The sequence below is a fragment of the Affinundibacterium baiyunense genome, from assembly GCF_018139645.1.
GTDB classification, from domain to species: Bacteria; Pseudomonadota; Gammaproteobacteria; order Burkholderiales; family Burkholderiaceae_D; genus Undibacterium; species Undibacterium baiyunense.
Genome location: NZ_JAGSPM010000004.1, coordinates 112,347 through 127,664, shown reverse-complemented (window position 1 = coordinate 127,664; position 15,318 = coordinate 112,347). Strand labels below are relative to the sequence as shown.

The 15,318-nt window shown below is 44.0% G+C and carries 15 protein-coding genes; 9 read left to right on the top strand and 6 right to left on the bottom strand.

What is annotated here, in order from left to right; genetic code table 11:
• Window positions 1–34: 34 nt before the first annotated feature.
• From KDM92_RS08175 to KDM92_RS08165, 3 genes are all read left to right on the top strand, one after another.
• Complete coding sequence (locus KDM92_RS08175; protein WP_212683882.1) at window positions 35–751, top strand: hypothetical protein; 717 nt, start codon at window positions 35–37, stop codon at window positions 749–751.
• A 113-nt stretch (window positions 752–864) separates the two neighbouring features.
• Window positions 865–1,344: a (2Fe-2S)-binding protein gene (locus KDM92_RS08170; protein ID WP_189344810.1), complete on the top strand. Its 480-nt coding sequence runs from the start codon at window positions 865–867 to the stop codon at window positions 1,342–1,344.
• Window positions 1,341–3,596, top strand: coding sequence for a molybdopterin cofactor-binding domain-containing protein (locus KDM92_RS08165; protein ID WP_212683881.1), 2,256 nt, complete (start codon window positions 1,341–1,343; stop codon window positions 3,594–3,596). Before KDM92_RS08170 ends, KDM92_RS08165 begins: the two co-directional genes overlap by 4 nt.
• Window positions 3,597–3,690: 94 nt before the next feature.
• Here the strand turns inward: KDM92_RS08165 and KDM92_RS08160 are convergent, their stop codons facing one another.
• Entirely contained in the window at window positions 3,691–4,482 is a 792-nt protein-coding gene (locus tag KDM92_RS08160; RefSeq protein WP_212683880.1) for a phasin family protein, read from the bottom strand.
• Window positions 4,483–4,821: 339 nt separating this feature from the next.
• Between KDM92_RS08160 and KDM92_RS08155 the strand changes: the two genes are divergently transcribed.
• Window positions 4,822–5,187, top strand: coding sequence for a nucleotide pyrophosphohydrolase (locus tag KDM92_RS08155; RefSeq protein ID WP_212683879.1), 366 nt, complete (start codon window positions 4,822–4,824; stop codon window positions 5,185–5,187).
• 48 nt (window positions 5,188–5,235) lie between these two features.
• Window positions 5,236–5,718: a WbuC family cupin fold metalloprotein gene (locus KDM92_RS08150; RefSeq protein ID WP_212683878.1), complete on the top strand. Its 483-nt coding sequence runs from the start codon at window positions 5,236–5,238 to the stop codon at window positions 5,716–5,718.
• Between the two features lie 79 nt (window positions 5,719–5,797).
• Here the strand turns inward: KDM92_RS08150 and KDM92_RS08145 are convergent, their stop codons facing one another.
• The 5 genes from KDM92_RS08145 to fabI all read right to left on the bottom strand — a co-directional run bounded on the left by KDM92_RS08145 (window position 5,798) and on the right by fabI (window position 11,588).
• Window positions 5,798–6,232 carry a hypothetical protein gene (locus tag KDM92_RS08145; protein ID WP_212683877.1) on the bottom strand — a complete coding sequence of 145 codons (435 nt, stop codon included), beginning with the start codon at window positions 6,230–6,232 and terminating at the stop codon, window positions 5,798–5,800.
• A 139-nt stretch (window positions 6,233–6,371) separates the two neighbouring features.
• Window positions 6,372–7,307, bottom strand: a complete 936-nt coding sequence (tal, locus tag KDM92_RS08140; protein WP_212683876.1) for a transaldolase — start codon at window positions 7,305–7,307, stop codon at window positions 6,372–6,374.
• 60 nt (window positions 7,308–7,367) lie between these two features.
• Window positions 7,368–8,429, bottom strand: a complete 1,062-nt coding sequence (gene selD / locus KDM92_RS08135; RefSeq protein WP_212683875.1) for a selenide, water dikinase SelD — start codon at window positions 8,427–8,429, stop codon at window positions 7,368–7,370.
• Between the two features lie 223 nt (window positions 8,430–8,652).
• Window positions 8,653–10,080: a DEAD/DEAH box helicase gene (locus KDM92_RS08130; protein ID WP_212683874.1), complete on the bottom strand. Its 1,428-nt coding sequence runs from the start codon at window positions 10,078–10,080 to the stop codon at window positions 8,653–8,655.
• Window positions 10,081–10,805: 725 nt separating this feature from the next.
• The gene (gene fabI, locus KDM92_RS08125; protein WP_189344801.1) at window positions 10,806–11,588 is read right to left on the bottom strand and encodes an enoyl-ACP reductase FabI; all 783 of its coding nucleotides are present in this window, start codon (window positions 11,586–11,588) and stop codon (window positions 10,806–10,808) included.
• Between the two features lie 1,070 nt (window positions 11,589–12,658).
• Here fabI and KDM92_RS08120 point away from each other — a divergent pair.
• From KDM92_RS08120 to KDM92_RS08105, 4 genes are all read left to right on the top strand, one after another.
• Window positions 12,659–13,327, top strand: coding sequence for an energy transducer TonB (locus tag KDM92_RS08120; RefSeq protein ID WP_189344800.1), 669 nt, complete (start codon window positions 12,659–12,661; stop codon window positions 13,325–13,327).
• 92 nt (window positions 13,328–13,419) lie between these two features.
• On the top strand, window positions 13,420–14,307 hold the full coding sequence (locus KDM92_RS08115; RefSeq protein WP_189344799.1) for a MotA/TolQ/ExbB proton channel family protein: 888 nt from the start codon (window positions 13,420–13,422) through the stop codon (window positions 14,305–14,307).
• Window positions 14,308–14,422: 115 nt separating this feature from the next.
• The gene (locus KDM92_RS08110) at window positions 14,423–14,854 is read left to right on the top strand and encodes an ExbD/TolR family protein (protein WP_189344798.1); all 432 of its coding nucleotides are present in this window, start codon (window positions 14,423–14,425) and stop codon (window positions 14,852–14,854) included.
• A gap of 12 nt (window positions 14,855–14,866) precedes the next feature.
• Complete coding sequence (locus KDM92_RS08105) at window positions 14,867–15,298, top strand: ExbD/TolR family protein (protein ID WP_189344797.1); 432 nt, start codon at window positions 14,867–14,869, stop codon at window positions 15,296–15,298.
• The last annotated feature ends 20 nt before the right edge of the window (window positions 15,299–15,318 follow it).

Here is a 15,318-nt window from a genome sequence, read left to right as displayed (position 1 = left end):
GCATGACTACCTAATACGTTTAATCTGACATTCTATGACCATTAATTTGTTCTTGCCTTTGCGTTACTTGTTTGCGATTGCATGCGTATTAGTGGCTGTCGACACGCATGCGCAGACCATGTATCGATGTGGCAGTAGTTATCAAGATAAACCATGCACGGGGCAAGCGGGTGTTGTGATTGGCAGTGCAAAAAAAGTAGATATAAACGAGCTGAATTCTGCGGTTCGTGTTGATCCAGCATGCAAGCGACGTAGTGAAGAGGCGAAGAAAATCATTTGGATGCGTGAAGCGGGCGCACAGCAAAGTGATTTGCTCGCGAAATCATCAGATGCAGAAAATAGACGATTGATTGCCGATGTCTATGCCGTGCGTGGAAATATCAATGATATTCGAGCGAGCATAGAGAAGAATTGTATGGAAGAGAAAGATAGAAATAGACAATTCGCGCTAGCTGAGGCAACTGAGGCTGATATGCAGGCTTTGCGACAACTACAACAAAAACAAGCGCAAAGAGCCGCACAGACATCTCAAGCTAACGATAAAGTTGTGAAAGAAGTGAATAGCGAGCAAATCTCGCCAGACGCATCGGTCATGGCAGCAAAAAAACGATTGCCATGTCCAAACTTAAAAAATCAAATGGAAATTATTAAGGCGAATTTGCGTACTGGTGCAGATGCTCAAACGATGCAAATGTTGAATCAACAAAAAAGAGAGTTAGATAAAGAAATTGCCGCCACTTGTGCGCAATGAGTATTTGCCTATGTTGCTGACTATCGCAGCACCGACGCAACACTGATACAACACTTACCTAATACAGACCAAACAAGCACGCATGTTTTCGTGTTTGAAAACGAGGAGCTTTTATGACGAAATATACTTTGAATGTGAATGGCGCGACCAAGTCGCTTGATGTTGTGCCAGATACGCCTTTACTTTGGGCATTGCGAGATTCATTGGATTTAAGTGGTACCAAGTACGGTTGCGGTGTCGGCCAGTGTGGTGCTTGTATGGTGCAGATTAATGGCGTGCCGACACGCTCCTGTATGACGCCGGTATCCAGTGTTGGTCGTCAAAAAGTGACAACGATAGAAGGCATTGATCCGAAAGCAGCGCATCCATTGCAGCAAGCTTGGCAAGAGCTGGACGTGCCGCAATGTGGCTACTGTCAAGCGGGACAGATTATGAGTGCTGCTGCTCTATTGAAAGATAATCCGAATCCTAGCGATGCTGATATCGATGCTGCGATGGGCGGCAACTTATGCCGTTGTGCGACCTACTTGCGTATCCGCGCAGGCATACACCGTGCTGCTGAAATCGCTCGTACACAGAAAGGTAAAAAATGAAAACAGTAGATTTAGAATTAGCCAATTCTTCTCGTCGTGATTTTTTACAGCAAACGAGTGCGGGTGCTGGTGCTTTGGTGCTGGCAAGTTTTTGGGGGGCAGATGCCAATGCCCAGCAATCGGTTAGCAAACCAACTGCGGGTGCCGCCTTTACGCCAAGCGCGTTAATCAAAATTGATACCGACGGTAGTGTGACCTTAATTTCAAAACAGCCAGAGATCGGGCAAGGGATTAAAACTTCGCTGCCTATGGTGATTGCCGAAGAACTAGAGGTGAATTGGAAAGACGTAAAGATTGTGCAGGGGGATTTGAACCCCGCCTATGGTAGCCAATTTGCAGGCGGCTCTCTATCCACACCCTTGAATTACGATGAGTTTTTAAAGCTGGGCGCATTAGCGCGCACCATGTTAATCGAAGCTGCTGCACAAAGTTGGAAAGTCGCCGCAACAGAATGTTATGCAGAAAAGAGCAAAGTATTTCATAAGGCAAGTAAGCGCCAAGCAAGTTATGCTAGTTTGGTGAGTAAAGCAGCTAGTTTGCCAGTGCCAGATGTGAAGACAGTTAAGCTGAAAGATCCTGCTAAGTACAGTTTAATTGGTAGCCGAATCGGTGGTGTGGATAATGCTGACATCGTCACTGGCAAGCCCTTGTTTGGGATTGATGTGAAATTGCCAGGTATGTTGTATGCCGTGTACGAAAAATGCCCCGCCTTTGGCGGTAAAGTCGTCAGTGCAAATTTAGAAGCGATTAAGGCCTTGCCCGGTGTGCGCGATGCTTTCATCATCGAAGGTACTAATAATTTAAATGGCTTGATGCCCGGTGTTGCGATTATTGCAGAATCAACTTGGGCTAGTTTTAGCGCGCGTAAGCAATTAAAAGTGGTGTGGGACGAGGGTAAGGTTGTCAATGAAAGTTGGGATGACTTCAGCGCAAAAGCGATGGCAGCATCAAAGCAAACCGGCGCGATTAACCTGCGAAAAGACGGTGATGTCAATGCCGCGTTGGCGAGTGCAGCCAAAACCGTTGAAGCGAGCTACAGTTATCCGTTTATCTCACACGCAAGTATCGAACCACAGAACTGTACTGCTTGGTATAAGCCAGAAGACGGTAGTTTGGAAATGTGGGTGCCAACTCAAAATCCAGCCGCGGGTCAGGCAATTGTCACCAATATCCTGAAGATTCCAAAAGAAAAAATCACTTTACACATGACACGTAGTGGTGGTGGTTTCGGTCGTCGTTTGAGTGCCGATTACGTGATTGAAGCAGCGGCAATTGCGATGAAAGTGAAAGCGCCAGTCAAGCTAACTTGGTCACGTGAAGATGATATGCGACATGATCACTATCGCGCTGGTGGTTTCCATTTCTTGCGTGGTGGTGTTGATGCGAAAGGTAAGCTAACTGCTTGGCACAATCATTTCCTTACATTTGCGAATCGTGTCACGCGCGATGGTAAGAGTATTTTGCAACCTGGTAGCGGCGCAAGTTTATCTGGTGATGAGTTTCCTGGTCGATGGGTGGAAAACTGTTTGTTGGAACAAACACCAATGGAAACTGGTGTGCCGATGGGACCGTGGCGGGCGCCAGGCAGCAATGTGTTTGCTTGGGTATTCCATAGCTTTATCGATGAATTAGCACATGCCGCTAATCGTGATCCATTGGAATTCCGTCTTGAAATACTGGGTGATAAAGATGTGATGCAAGGCACGGGTGAACGTGGGCAACCATACAATGTGAACCGTATGCGCAATGTTTTGAAGATGGTGGCCGAGAAATCTGGATGGGGAAAACGTCAGTTCCCGCGTGGTCAGGGGCAGGGGATTGCATTCCATTTTAGCCATCGTGGTTATATCGCCGAAGTCGCTGAGGTGACGGTCTCGAAAGAGGGGCAATTAAAGGTAGATCGCGTCGTCGTTGTTACGGATATCGGGTCACAAATTGTGAATATGAGTGGCGCTGAAAATCAAGTACAAGGCTCTGTCATTGACGGTATCAGCACCCTGATGTTCCCTGAACTTGATATTCAGCGTGGTCGTATTGTGCAGGGTAATTTTGGTGAGTATGGTTTATTACGCATGCCAGATTCTCCGACCAAGATTGATGTGCATTTCTTGAAGAGCAATTTCCCCGTCACAGGATTAGGGGAACCCGCATTCCCACCGTTGGCTCCAGCAGTCTGTAACGCGATTTTTGCGGCGACTGGTAAGCGTGTTCGACAATTGCCTTTGTCTCGCAATGATTTGCGCTGGTCATAGATGTTTGCGCCGTAATTAACGGCGTAATGACAAAGTAAAAAATCCGACATAGTTTGAGCTAGGTCGGATTTTTTATGGCGAGATCAATTTTGTTTTATTGACGTACGCGTTTTTTCGCACCCGTGGCTTTACTACTTTTAGGTTTAAATTCGGGTTGCCCTGCAGCGCCAGCAAAACCTGTTTTTGGTGCTGATTTGGATGGCAGTCCGACGACTGCTGACTTTTTCACTGGCGTTGTAGGGATATTGTTTTGTTCAATCGCAGTGCTTGCAGCCTTGCTTGATGCTTTCATATTTCTGACTATTGGTGTTGGTGTTTTCTTGGGAGTGGTACTGCTGCCGACATTTGTATTATCCGCGACGATGATGGTGTCCACGTCGATTGTACTTGTCGGCTTTACTTTTTTGACGCGCGGATAACTAGAACCAGTTTTCTCGATGGGATTGATATCTTTAATTTCGACACTATCTCTTTGCGTTGCGTCGCTTGTCTCTGATTTTGCCGACATGGATGAGGTAGCTGGTGGAGAAACGGCGACGACGCTATCTAAGGAAAAAGGCGTAATTGTTTGGCCAAGAGCAAGAAATTTCTCTTGAATTCTTTGTCCCAAATTAACAAGCTCATGCAAGTACATTTGACTTTGTCCTGACACCGCATGGGCTTGCGCAGATACTCGCAGAAATAATTCTTGAGGATCTTTTAATTCTCCCATGTCGGATAAGAATTCATGCCAACTTTCCCAGTTAGTATGTAGCATCTGCGCTTGTAATTCGCTGGCGCGATCAAATTCTTCGCTCAAGGATTGCGTTAGATTGTTGTATGCGGCTAATTGCTGATCCAAATCGGGAACTTGCTTACTGGTCAGCTTATTTGATACGAAAATCATCATTTCTCCTTTGTGATAGATTGAGCAAAGAAAGTGGTTTCATTGACGAGATAAAATCGAATCCGTTTAATTTATGCCGCGTTGCAGCATTTGACTGATTGTAGTAGTTCATCCTTCAAATAGCGAGTGTTACTTGCATATCGAATGCCACAAACAAGTGCGATGGATCTGGGCTTTAGTCATTTAGATCGCTCTGCCTGCATTATCGGGCGAGTTTTTGCTGAGCGGACTAAATTCAATCATCGAATATTTGACGATGCGCAAGTTGCATGATGATCGAATCGAAAGCAACGTAAAATGTGCGCAAACTTGCGAGTAAATGCAGGATAAAGGACCAAAATGATGTTGGAAAAGAATCAAAATTTAAATCAGCTACGTGATCAATTGCGCAATTTTGTTGCTGAGCGTGAGTGGCAACAGTTTCATACACCCAAAAATCTAGCGAGTGCTTTGATTGTAGAAGCGGCAGAATTGTTAGAACCCTTTCAATGGTTGAAGTCGGGCGAACCAGAAGAACTCGATGCCCAAACGCGTACCGCGATCCAACATGAGATGGCAGATGTCCTGAATTATCTTGTTATGTTGGCCGATAGGCTGGACATTAATTTGCTCGATGCTGCACATGAAAAAATACAATTGAATGCGCAAAAGTATCCCGTGCCATTGGCGCGTGGAAACGCACAAAAATATACCAACTTAAAGTAGGCCTCAGCGATAAACCTACCTAATACACCTTAGCTATCGAGCTTCAATATGAACCAAGTACACATCTTAAATCAACAGTCTTTGCGAGACTTATCCGAGCATGCAAAGCAAAATACACGACTACGTAAAAACTTCAATTTCCATGCGAGCAATGAATCTAGTTGTCATCGATTGCTCAATGCGCTAGAGCCGGGTACCTATGTGCAGCCGCATTGCCATTTATCTCCAGAAAAAGATGAAACACTTGTGGTGGTCGCGGGGCGTATTGGTGTGCTGTTGTTTGATACGGATGGAAATGTAAAGCACAGCGTCGTGTTAGCAGCAGCAACAGAAAATTTTGGAATTCATATTCCTACAGGAGTATTTCACAGCATGGTTGCACTTACGACTGGGTCGGTTTTCTTTGAAGCGAAGGCTGGTCCATATGTTGCCATTACAGATTCCGAACGTGGCTCGTGGGCACCAAAGGAAGGAGATTCTGAGGCGCAGAATTTTTTGAATAAGATGCTAAAACACTTTGAATCAAACTGAATCAAACTGAATCAAATTGAATTAAGCGATGCGGTAGAGAAGGGGCCTACATGAGGACGCATAAGCTTGCGGTCTGCGCTTAAATTAGTTGGGTCCTAGCGATAAAATCGTGATGTGGATATTCCTCCGGCGAGATCTCAAATCCTTGTGCTGTAAGCCATGCACAAGCTTGTTCAAGATCGGAGAAATAGGCAATTCTTTCATCGTCGAAGTCGTCGGTTTGTGTACGGTAGATCTGCTTCTTTAACTTGCTAGGCATGACGATCGCTAATGCTTTGCAATTATTCGAGAAAGCCCACTCGCGCATTTTTGCGATACGTTGCAAGCTAGTCGCATTCGACATTTCCCAGTTGACTGCATTGGTCAATCCCGCCCAAGGTGCAGATATTGGGGCCTTGTCACGATACTCTTTGAACGCTGCGAGTGTGCCTTCCGCATTAAACACCCCCGCGCTACTGCGTATAATGACTTGTCGAATAACACTGATTTCCCACTCGCCGTGAATTTTTCCCATAGACAATCGACTTTAGTTCAAGTGTGATGAGCTGGAAAGTAAGTTTTGCAGTTAATCGACTGAATTTTACTAAACAGAGTCACGCGTTTAGCAAAATTCAGCAAGGTCGCAAAGCAAGCCACTTAACGTACGCGAATGATTAGCGCATACTAGCGATTAATGCTTCGAGTTTAACTGTATCGGCGCAGAACAGGCGTATGCCTTCTGATAGTTTCTCGCTCGCCATTGCATCTTCATTCAACATGAAGCGGAAGGTTTTTTCGTTGAGTTCAATTTTTTCTAGGTTGGATGCAGATGCTGTTTCTGAATTCAATTTTAATAAAACGCTTGATTCCGAGTCACTCAGTTTTTGCAATAAATCGGGACTAATGGTGAGTAAATCACAACCTGCTAATTCTAAAATCTGCGACGTGTTTCTGAAACTCGCGCCCATAATTTCTGTTTTGTAGCCGAACTTGCGATAGTAATTGTAGATACGTTTAACGGACAAAACGCCAGGATCATCAGCGCCGTAAATTTCTTGGCCAGTTTGCTTTTTGAACCAATCATAAATGCGTCCAACAAAAGGTGAAATTAATTGTGCTCCTGCCTCTGCACAGGCCGCTGCTTGCGCTAAGCAAAACAATAAAGTCATGTTGCAACGTATGCCTTCTTTTTCAAGAATTTCTGCTGCGCGTATGCCTTCCCAGGTGGAGGCAATCTTGATCAATACACGTTCGCGTGGAATGCCAGCAGCCTCGTACAGCGCGATCAATTGACGCCCTTTGGCAACTGTCGCTTCAGTATCAAATGATAGTCGTGCATCGGTTTCTGTCGATACGCGGCCAGGGACAATTTCTAGAATCTTTAAACCAAAGCTAATTAATAATTGATCGATAATTTGATCCGTCGATTTGTCTGCGTTACGTGCAACAGCATCTGCCAATAGAGGCTGATATTCTGGTTTTTGAACAGCTTTTAAAATCAAGGAAGGGTTAGTTGTCGCATCACGCGGTGTGTAAGCTTGCATCGACTGGAAGTCACCCGTATCTGCGACTACGGTAGTGAATTTTTTGAGTTGTTCGAGTTGATTCATGATGAGTATGTAAAAAGTTTGAAATGAATTTAATTGGCGATCGAAAGCTGTACTGCTGGTTTATTGAACATGGATTTGCGCGGGTCCTTCAATCATTTCACCAATCACGGCGGCTTCAGTAAAATGATTTGTATGTAATAGCGCCAAAACTTCGTCGACCAATTCCTTGTCGCAAGCGATCAGCAGTCCACCAGATGTTTGCGGGTCAGTGAGCAAAGCTTGGGTGATGCTGTCGGTGGAGTTGAGTATGACATCATGTCCGTACGCGGCGAAATTTCTAGCAGAAGCACCGGTGACGCAACCCGCAGCTGCGAGTGTTTGGACTTGCGGCAATACAGGGATGTTGGATGCGTTGATTGTGGCAGAGATTTGTGCGCCTCGACAGACTTCTAACAAATGGCCGAGTAATCCAAAACCAGTCACATCGGTCATCGCATGCACGCCGTCCAGTTGCGCCAATAATTGACCTGGCTTATTGAGCTTTGTTGTGTTGGCAATCATGCTGGCATATCCTGTGGCATCCAAACGTTGTTTTTTTAAGGCCGCTGAGAGTATGCCGACACCTAAAGGCTTGCTCAGAATTAATTGATCACCAATTTGTGCGCCAGAATTACGTTTGACTTTTGATGGATGGATGAGCCCCATTACCACTAAACCATAAATTGGTTCAACTGAATCAATACTATGTCCGCCCGCGATTGGAATGCCGGCCTCGCGACAAATGCTTTCGCCACCTTCAATGATTTGGCCGATTACATCTAGCGGGATTTGATTAATTGGCATTCCTACTAGAGCTAAGGCCATGATAGGTGTACCGCCCATTGCATAGACATCAGAGATCGCATTTGTCGCTGCGATACGACCAAAATCATAAGGATCATCAACAATCGGCATAAAAAAATCGGTCGTCGCGATCAATGCTTGTTCATCATTCAGACGGTAGACCGCAGCATCGTCAGAAGTTTCTATACCTACCATGAGCGCTTGTGGCACAGGGAAACCAGTTGATTTCTTGAGAATATCAGCCAAAACACCTGGAGCAATCTTGCATCCACATCCACCTCCATGCGAAAACGATGTTAGTCGTATGGGGCTATTACTGGATTCCTTGGGATCTGTCATGTTTCTGGAACTTTTCGTGAAATGAAATTATGGATGGACGATTATAGAATACTGTATCGCTATCGCGCGAAAAATCGCATGTCGCATTGGTGAAAGTTTAGGTTGGGATTCTTTCATTTTTATATTGGTTGACCAATTCGATTCTGCAAATAAAAAAGGCGATCCAATTGTGGATCGCCTCATTCTTTTGCTGTGCGCTATTTGCTTTGTTGCTTAAGCTCGATTATCGGTCGCTGAATGAACGACGGCTAGCGTCGCCAAATCGTGATTTAGCACCGCCACCAAATCCACCACCTTCACCACGCGGGGCTGCATTTGGCTTGGAGAAGCTGCGTTGACCTGGCTTACTATTACCAAAGTTATTGCCAGTGGAGCGCTTGTCGCCTGGTTTCCAGCCACTTGGCTTGCGCGCAGGTGAACGTGCTGCCATTGCGCTTTTCTTCGGCTCAAAACCTTCGATCACATCAACAGGAATTAATTGCTTAGTAAAACGCTCGATACGTTTTACGTTGATGCTTTCCGCATGGTTTACCAAGGAAACTGCGAGACCCTTACGTCCAGCACGACCTGTACGACCGATACGGTGAACATAATCTTCTGGGAACTTTGGTAAATCGTAATTAAATACGTGGGTGATGCCTGGTACGTCGATGCCACGTGCAGCAACATCCGTTGCTACCAATACGCGTACCTGACCACGACGCAGAGAATCTAAAGTGCGGTTGCGTGCACCTTGATGCATATCGCCATGCAAAGCTGCTGCTGCGAAGCCTGCAATATTCAAACGATCTGCAATCGTATCTGCATCGCGTTTAGTAGCAGTAAATACGACAGCCTGATCCAAAGATTGATCGCGCAATAAATGGTCTAACAAACGGTTTTTATGTGATAAATCATCAACGAAGTGAACTTTTTGTTGAATGTTTTCGTGCTTAGTTGCAGAGCCAGCAATTTGAATAATTAATGGATCTTTAGTAATACGACGAGCCATGCTGCCAACCACGCCATCTAATGTCGCAGAGAACAACATTGTTTGACGACTCTCAGGCGTCGCTGCGACAATCTTTTCGATGTCTTCGATAAAGCCCATATCGAGCATACGATCAGCTTCATCTAAAACCAATATTTCTAATTCTGAAAAATTAATTTTGCCCGATTCCATGTGGTCAATTAAGCGACCTGGAGTAGCAACTAAGATTTCCGGATTGCGGGACAATAATTGCATCTGCTTAGGATATGGCATGCCACCCAAAATTGACACCGCTTTTACGCGACGAGAATATGCACTGTATTTATCTGTCGCTGTGGTTACTTGTAAAGCTAATTCGCGCGTTGGTGTCAGTACCAACATTTTTGGTTTTGCTGCTTGAAAACGTGGGCGCTCACCACGTGAACGTGCGGATTGACGTTCTTGGTTTGGTGTTTTGCCGTTAACAACATTTAGATTCTCTGATGCTGCTGCAAATTTGTGTAATGCTGGCAGCATGAAGGCGGCAGTTTTGCCAGAGCCAGTTTGTGAGGATACCAATAAGTCACGACCTGCGATTGCAGCAGGCACTGCTTGTTGTTGTACTGCTGTTGGCGTAGTGTAGCCTGTATCAGCAATAGCGCGCAGGATGGACGTGTGGAGGCCTAGTGTTTCAAAAGTCATTGTGTTCTTCTTCCGTTATTAATCTGCGCATGGCATTTGCCAAGCGCGCAAAAAAGCAGCGTCAACCAATCGAAATGAACAAAGAAAACCGATACCGAAAACGGTACAAATAGGGAATGCGATGAAATTTCGGCACAAAAGCTTTGCGCCGGGACGATGTCTATGTGTGAAACCAGACATACAGGGCGGGAGGGCTTTACATTGCAGTATCACTCAATCACGATACGCAAGGGCTACGATGCTACCTGTTACTTTAGTCGCAACGCAAAATTAATATTGCACTGCAAAAAAACGAGACTATACAGCATAATCAGAATTAACGCATCTAAAACTTGATTTAGTTCAAAAGGCTTAGAGACGCAGATAGTATATTCATGGCTCACCGTCTGCTGAACGCACAGCAGTATTTTTTAGAGTCATTAAGAAGTACAACTTGATTTTTATAGGATCAAAAGGGTTATTTTGTTGGCTGTGATAAGTGTGTTTCTAATACAGATTTTTAGTTGCCTTTTATGTTTGCAACAAAGGGGAATCTATTAGAAAGAGGAAGCGCGCTTTTGTTAAGTGTGGAGTATTAGGTGACGAGTAAAAAGCATTTTGTTTCGAAAGCAAAAGCACATAAATAAAAAGCTGAAAGTAGGTGAGGCAATTACATTGCTACCAAACTTTCAGCTAATAAGATTTCAGCAAATATTGGGCAAATTTTAGCCCAATAAAAATCGAAATTAATCAGGTGTTAAACCCATTACGTGCGAGAAGCCGCCGTCAACATAAGTGATCTCACCTGTAATACCACTCGCTAATGGAGATAATAAGAAGGCGGCAGTGTTGCCGACTTCTTCGATGGTAACATTACGACGCAATGGTGCGTGTTCAGCAACAAACCCGAGTAGTGTGCTGAAGTCTTTAATGCCACTTGCCGCCAAAGTTTTGATTGGACCAGCAGAGATACCATTTACACGTATGCCTTTTTTTCCTAAGTTTTCAGCCAAGTAACGCACGCTTGCTTCGAGGGAGGCTTTTGCTAAACCCATCGTGTTGTAATAAGGAATTGCACGGATCGCGCCTAAGTAAGAAAGCGTCAGCAAGGATGAATTTTCGTTCATCATTGGTAATGCCGCTTTCGCTAAAGCAGGGAAGCTATAAGCAGAGATGTCATGAGCAATGCGGAAGGCTTCGCGTGAGAAACCATCTAAAAAATCTCCAGCAATTGCCTCACGAGGCGCGAATCCAATTGCATGTACCACGCCATCTAATTTTTCCCATGATTTGTTCAGATCGGCAAACACCGCGGCAATTTGTTCATCGCTACTTACGTCGCAGTCGAACACCAATTCGCTATTAAACTCTTTTGCAAATTCGGTGATGCGATCTTTAAATCTCTCACCAACATAGGTAAAGGCAAGTTCCGCACCTTCGCGGTGACAAGCTTGGGCAATGCCATAAGCAATTGAGCGGTTTGATAATAAACCAGTAATGAGGATTTTTTTGCCTTGCAAAAATGCCATATCAACTCCAGGTGTTACCGTAAGATAGTAGTTTCTTCATATTGAATGACGGGAGACTACATATGCTTGCGCTAAGGTTTTAGACGAAATTCTTGCGTGGGTGATGACGAATCTGGTTCTACGAGCTGTTCAGTGTCAAATTGACGAACAAATTCAGTTGAGAGGTAGGATGCTACAAATCGACGACTCTAACGGAGAAAAAAATTGACTCAATCCAGGCGCAAAAAATATAAACAGGACGGAATTGTAGTTGTTCGGGACTGATACCGCAAATATTAACTTGATTGGTTGAATAACTGATATTGATGCCTTACGCATCGTCAGACGTTAAAGTAGCTAATAGGGTAATCTTGTAATAGGTCAAGCATTTTTTTGCATCAACGCAATTTGTTGTAGAACTGCTTTAGTTTTAATTGCTTTTTAGTTTTACTTGACACTTTTCGGTAATTTCCCTTTAGAATCGTTGCCGCAAGAAAAGATGGTAAATATATTGGCGGATTTTTGTAAATAAGAATGAATTCACTTTTTAGTGAATATGATTTCTGATTGTGTTTAAATAGATGTTGTCATAGACAGAAGAGATTGATTTGAAGTTAATTTAATGTTGCAAAGCAGCATAGAAGCAACTTCCATTGATTGCTTTAGTTGTGTCAAAATAAGGGCTGTTTTTCGCAAAGATTTAAAAAAAACAATGTTTTGTTGAATGTTATCGGGGGAACTTCTTGTCGATAAATGAAACAAAGCAACCGCTTCAATTTTCAGTGTATCGAGAGATACGATTTGAATTTGATGATTGCTAGGCTAGTGCAGTCGTCTGAAGGTGACTAAACGATTTGTAAGTAAATAGTAATACTTGCTTATATGTGTTAAAAAGTGCTTAATTGACACATATAAATAAGTATGGGGGCGCAAACGGTGAGTCAATGTTGTTAATTGACGAGCGAATTGCTGATTGTTGAGTAGATTGATGTTAATTCTTGAATTTCAAGATTCTCGGTTAAATTAATTTAAAACTAAAGTTTCGCGCGTTTGAACCTAATTGAAATTGTTGTGGTATTGGAGGAGTAGGTATGGATTTTTCAGGACGCCAACAGGAACCGGGAAAGAAATTTTTTGGTTTAGGTTTGGTAATTGTTTTTCACATTATATTAGGCTGGGCATTGATGAACGGCTTAGGTAGTAAGGTAGCTGCGTTTATTCAGAAGCCAATGGAAGCTGTGGTGAAAGAAACACCGCCGCCACCACCACCACCGCCAGATACGCCACCGCCACCGCCGCCAAAATTGACGACGCCACCGCCACCATTTATTCCTCCTCCAGAGGTTCAGGTTGCACAGCAGGCACCATCGCCAAATGCGATTTCTACGGTATCGAACGTAAAGCCTGACAGTAACGTATTGACTAAAGCGCCTGCTCCTGTAGCGGAAGCGCCAAAAGCACCAGCCGGTCCAGTGATTATTCCTGGTCGTGTTGACTTCCAACAAGCTGGTTGTACACCTGAATATCCTCGCGCATCATTGCGTAATGAGGAAACAGGTGTTACACGCTTGACAGTTACTATTGGTGCAGATGGTTTAGTCACTGATGTAGTAATCGCAAAATCTAGTGGATTCAGGGGGCTAGATAATGCAGTGCGTGCCCAATTGTTGTCTGGGTCGTGCAAAAATAAACCTGGAACAGTGGACGGCAAGCCGCAGGCTACCACGACTCAAGTTGAATACGTTTGGAAGCTTGATTAAAACAGAGCCAACATGTAACAAGAGTCATAAAAAAGTATCGTTTTACTCACAACCAACGTAAGTATTAAATTTTTTTTAAAGGAAGTATCTACATGAAAACCCGCGCTAAAGTAAGCACATTCCTGGCGGCAATTTTGTTCGCATTGACAGCAACAATGACAACCGCACCAGCATTTGCACAAGAAACTACTGCTTCTGCTGCATCCGCAACTGAAGCAACTGCGGCTTCCGCAGAAGCAGCTCCAGCAGCGGCTGAAGCGCCAGCGGCAGATGCATCTGTTCCAGCTGCAGAGCCAAAACCAGAAGTTGTTGATCAATACAGCTTGTCTCATTTGATCAAAGAAGGTACTTTGGTTGATCAGGCTACATTGGCAATCATGTTGATCATGTCCATGTTCACTTGGTACATTTTGATCACAAAAATTATCGATTTGGCGAAATTGAACACACAAGCTAAAGAAGCTCGTAAGTTCTGGAAAGCAGCAAACGTTGCTGCTGGTTTGTCTACTTTGAAAGAAGGTAGTCCATACCGCTTTATCGCTGAATCTGGTATCAGCGCTAGCGAACACCACGAAGGTGCTTTGTTAGAACAAATCGATTTGAATTCTTGGGTAACTATGTCTATTCAACGCTCTGTTGAAAAAGTACAAAGCCGTTTGGGTGAAGGTTTGACATTCTTGGCTACTGTCGGTTCTACAGCACCATTTATCGGTTTGTTCGGTACAGTTATGGGTATTTACCACGCTTTGGTAGCGATCGGTTCTACAGGTAACTCTTCTATCGATAAAGTTGCGGGTCCAGTTGGTTCAGCTTTGATCATGACTGCGATTGGTTTGGGTGTTGCGGTTCCAGCGGTATTGGGTTACAACTACTTGTTGCGTCGTAACAAAGCAGCGATGGAAGACATCAATGCATTCGGCGCTGACTTGCACTCTGTAGTTTTGTCTGGTGCAATGAGCAAAGCTAACTCAAATAAATAATCTGAGTAATAAAGAAGTAAGTAGTTTTTTATTACGATAATTCTTTCGCTTCGAATAAATTCAGAACAGAATTTATTCGAAGTCAGCGAACTGAATTCACTAAAGAGAAAATATTATGGGAATGCAAATCGGCGGTGGCGGCGGTGAAGACCAAGTCAACAGCACCATTAATACCACACCACTCGTGGATATTATGCTGGTATTGTTGATTATTTTTATCATTACCTCACCAGTAGTTTTAGACTTGACAAAAGTTCAATTGCCGGCTGAAAAGAACGAAGATTATCATCCTGATGCGAAAAACGTCATTATTACAGTGAGTAAAGATGGTGACATTTACTGGGGTGGTGTTCGTACTCCAGTAGCCTCTGATGAAGCTCTGTTTGAACTGATGTCAAAAGAATCAGTGAAAGTTCCGCAACCTGAAGTACATATTCGTGGCGATCAAAATGCGCGCTACGAGTCAATCGGTAAGACGATTTTGACAGTTCAACGTGCGGGTATTTCAAAAGTTGGTTTCGTTCTCGAACCACCACCAAAAGGCTAACAGGAGAATCACATGGGCATGAATATTAGCTCTGGTTCTGGTGGTGATCCAGAACCGATGATGGAAATGAATATGACACCAATGATTGACGTTATGTTGGTGTTAATCATTATGTTTATTACGACGCTTCCAATTGCAAATCACGCGGTGAATTTGAATATGCCAAATAACACGCCGACTGCACCACCCCCGGTACCTCCGGTGGTAATGAAGATTGACGTGGATTTCGATGGAACAATGACTTGGAATGGTGAGGTTGTGAATCGTACTCAGTTAGAAGCAAAGTTGTCTGAAGCTGCTGCGATGAATCCTCAACCAGAAGTTCATTTGCAACCAAATCGTTTAGTATCATACAAGTCTGTCGCGGCAGTTATGGCGGCAGCTCAAACTCGTGGCATCACGAAATTGGGTATGATTGGTAACGAGCAGTTCTTGAAAAATTAACTATTGTATTGAATTGGTTT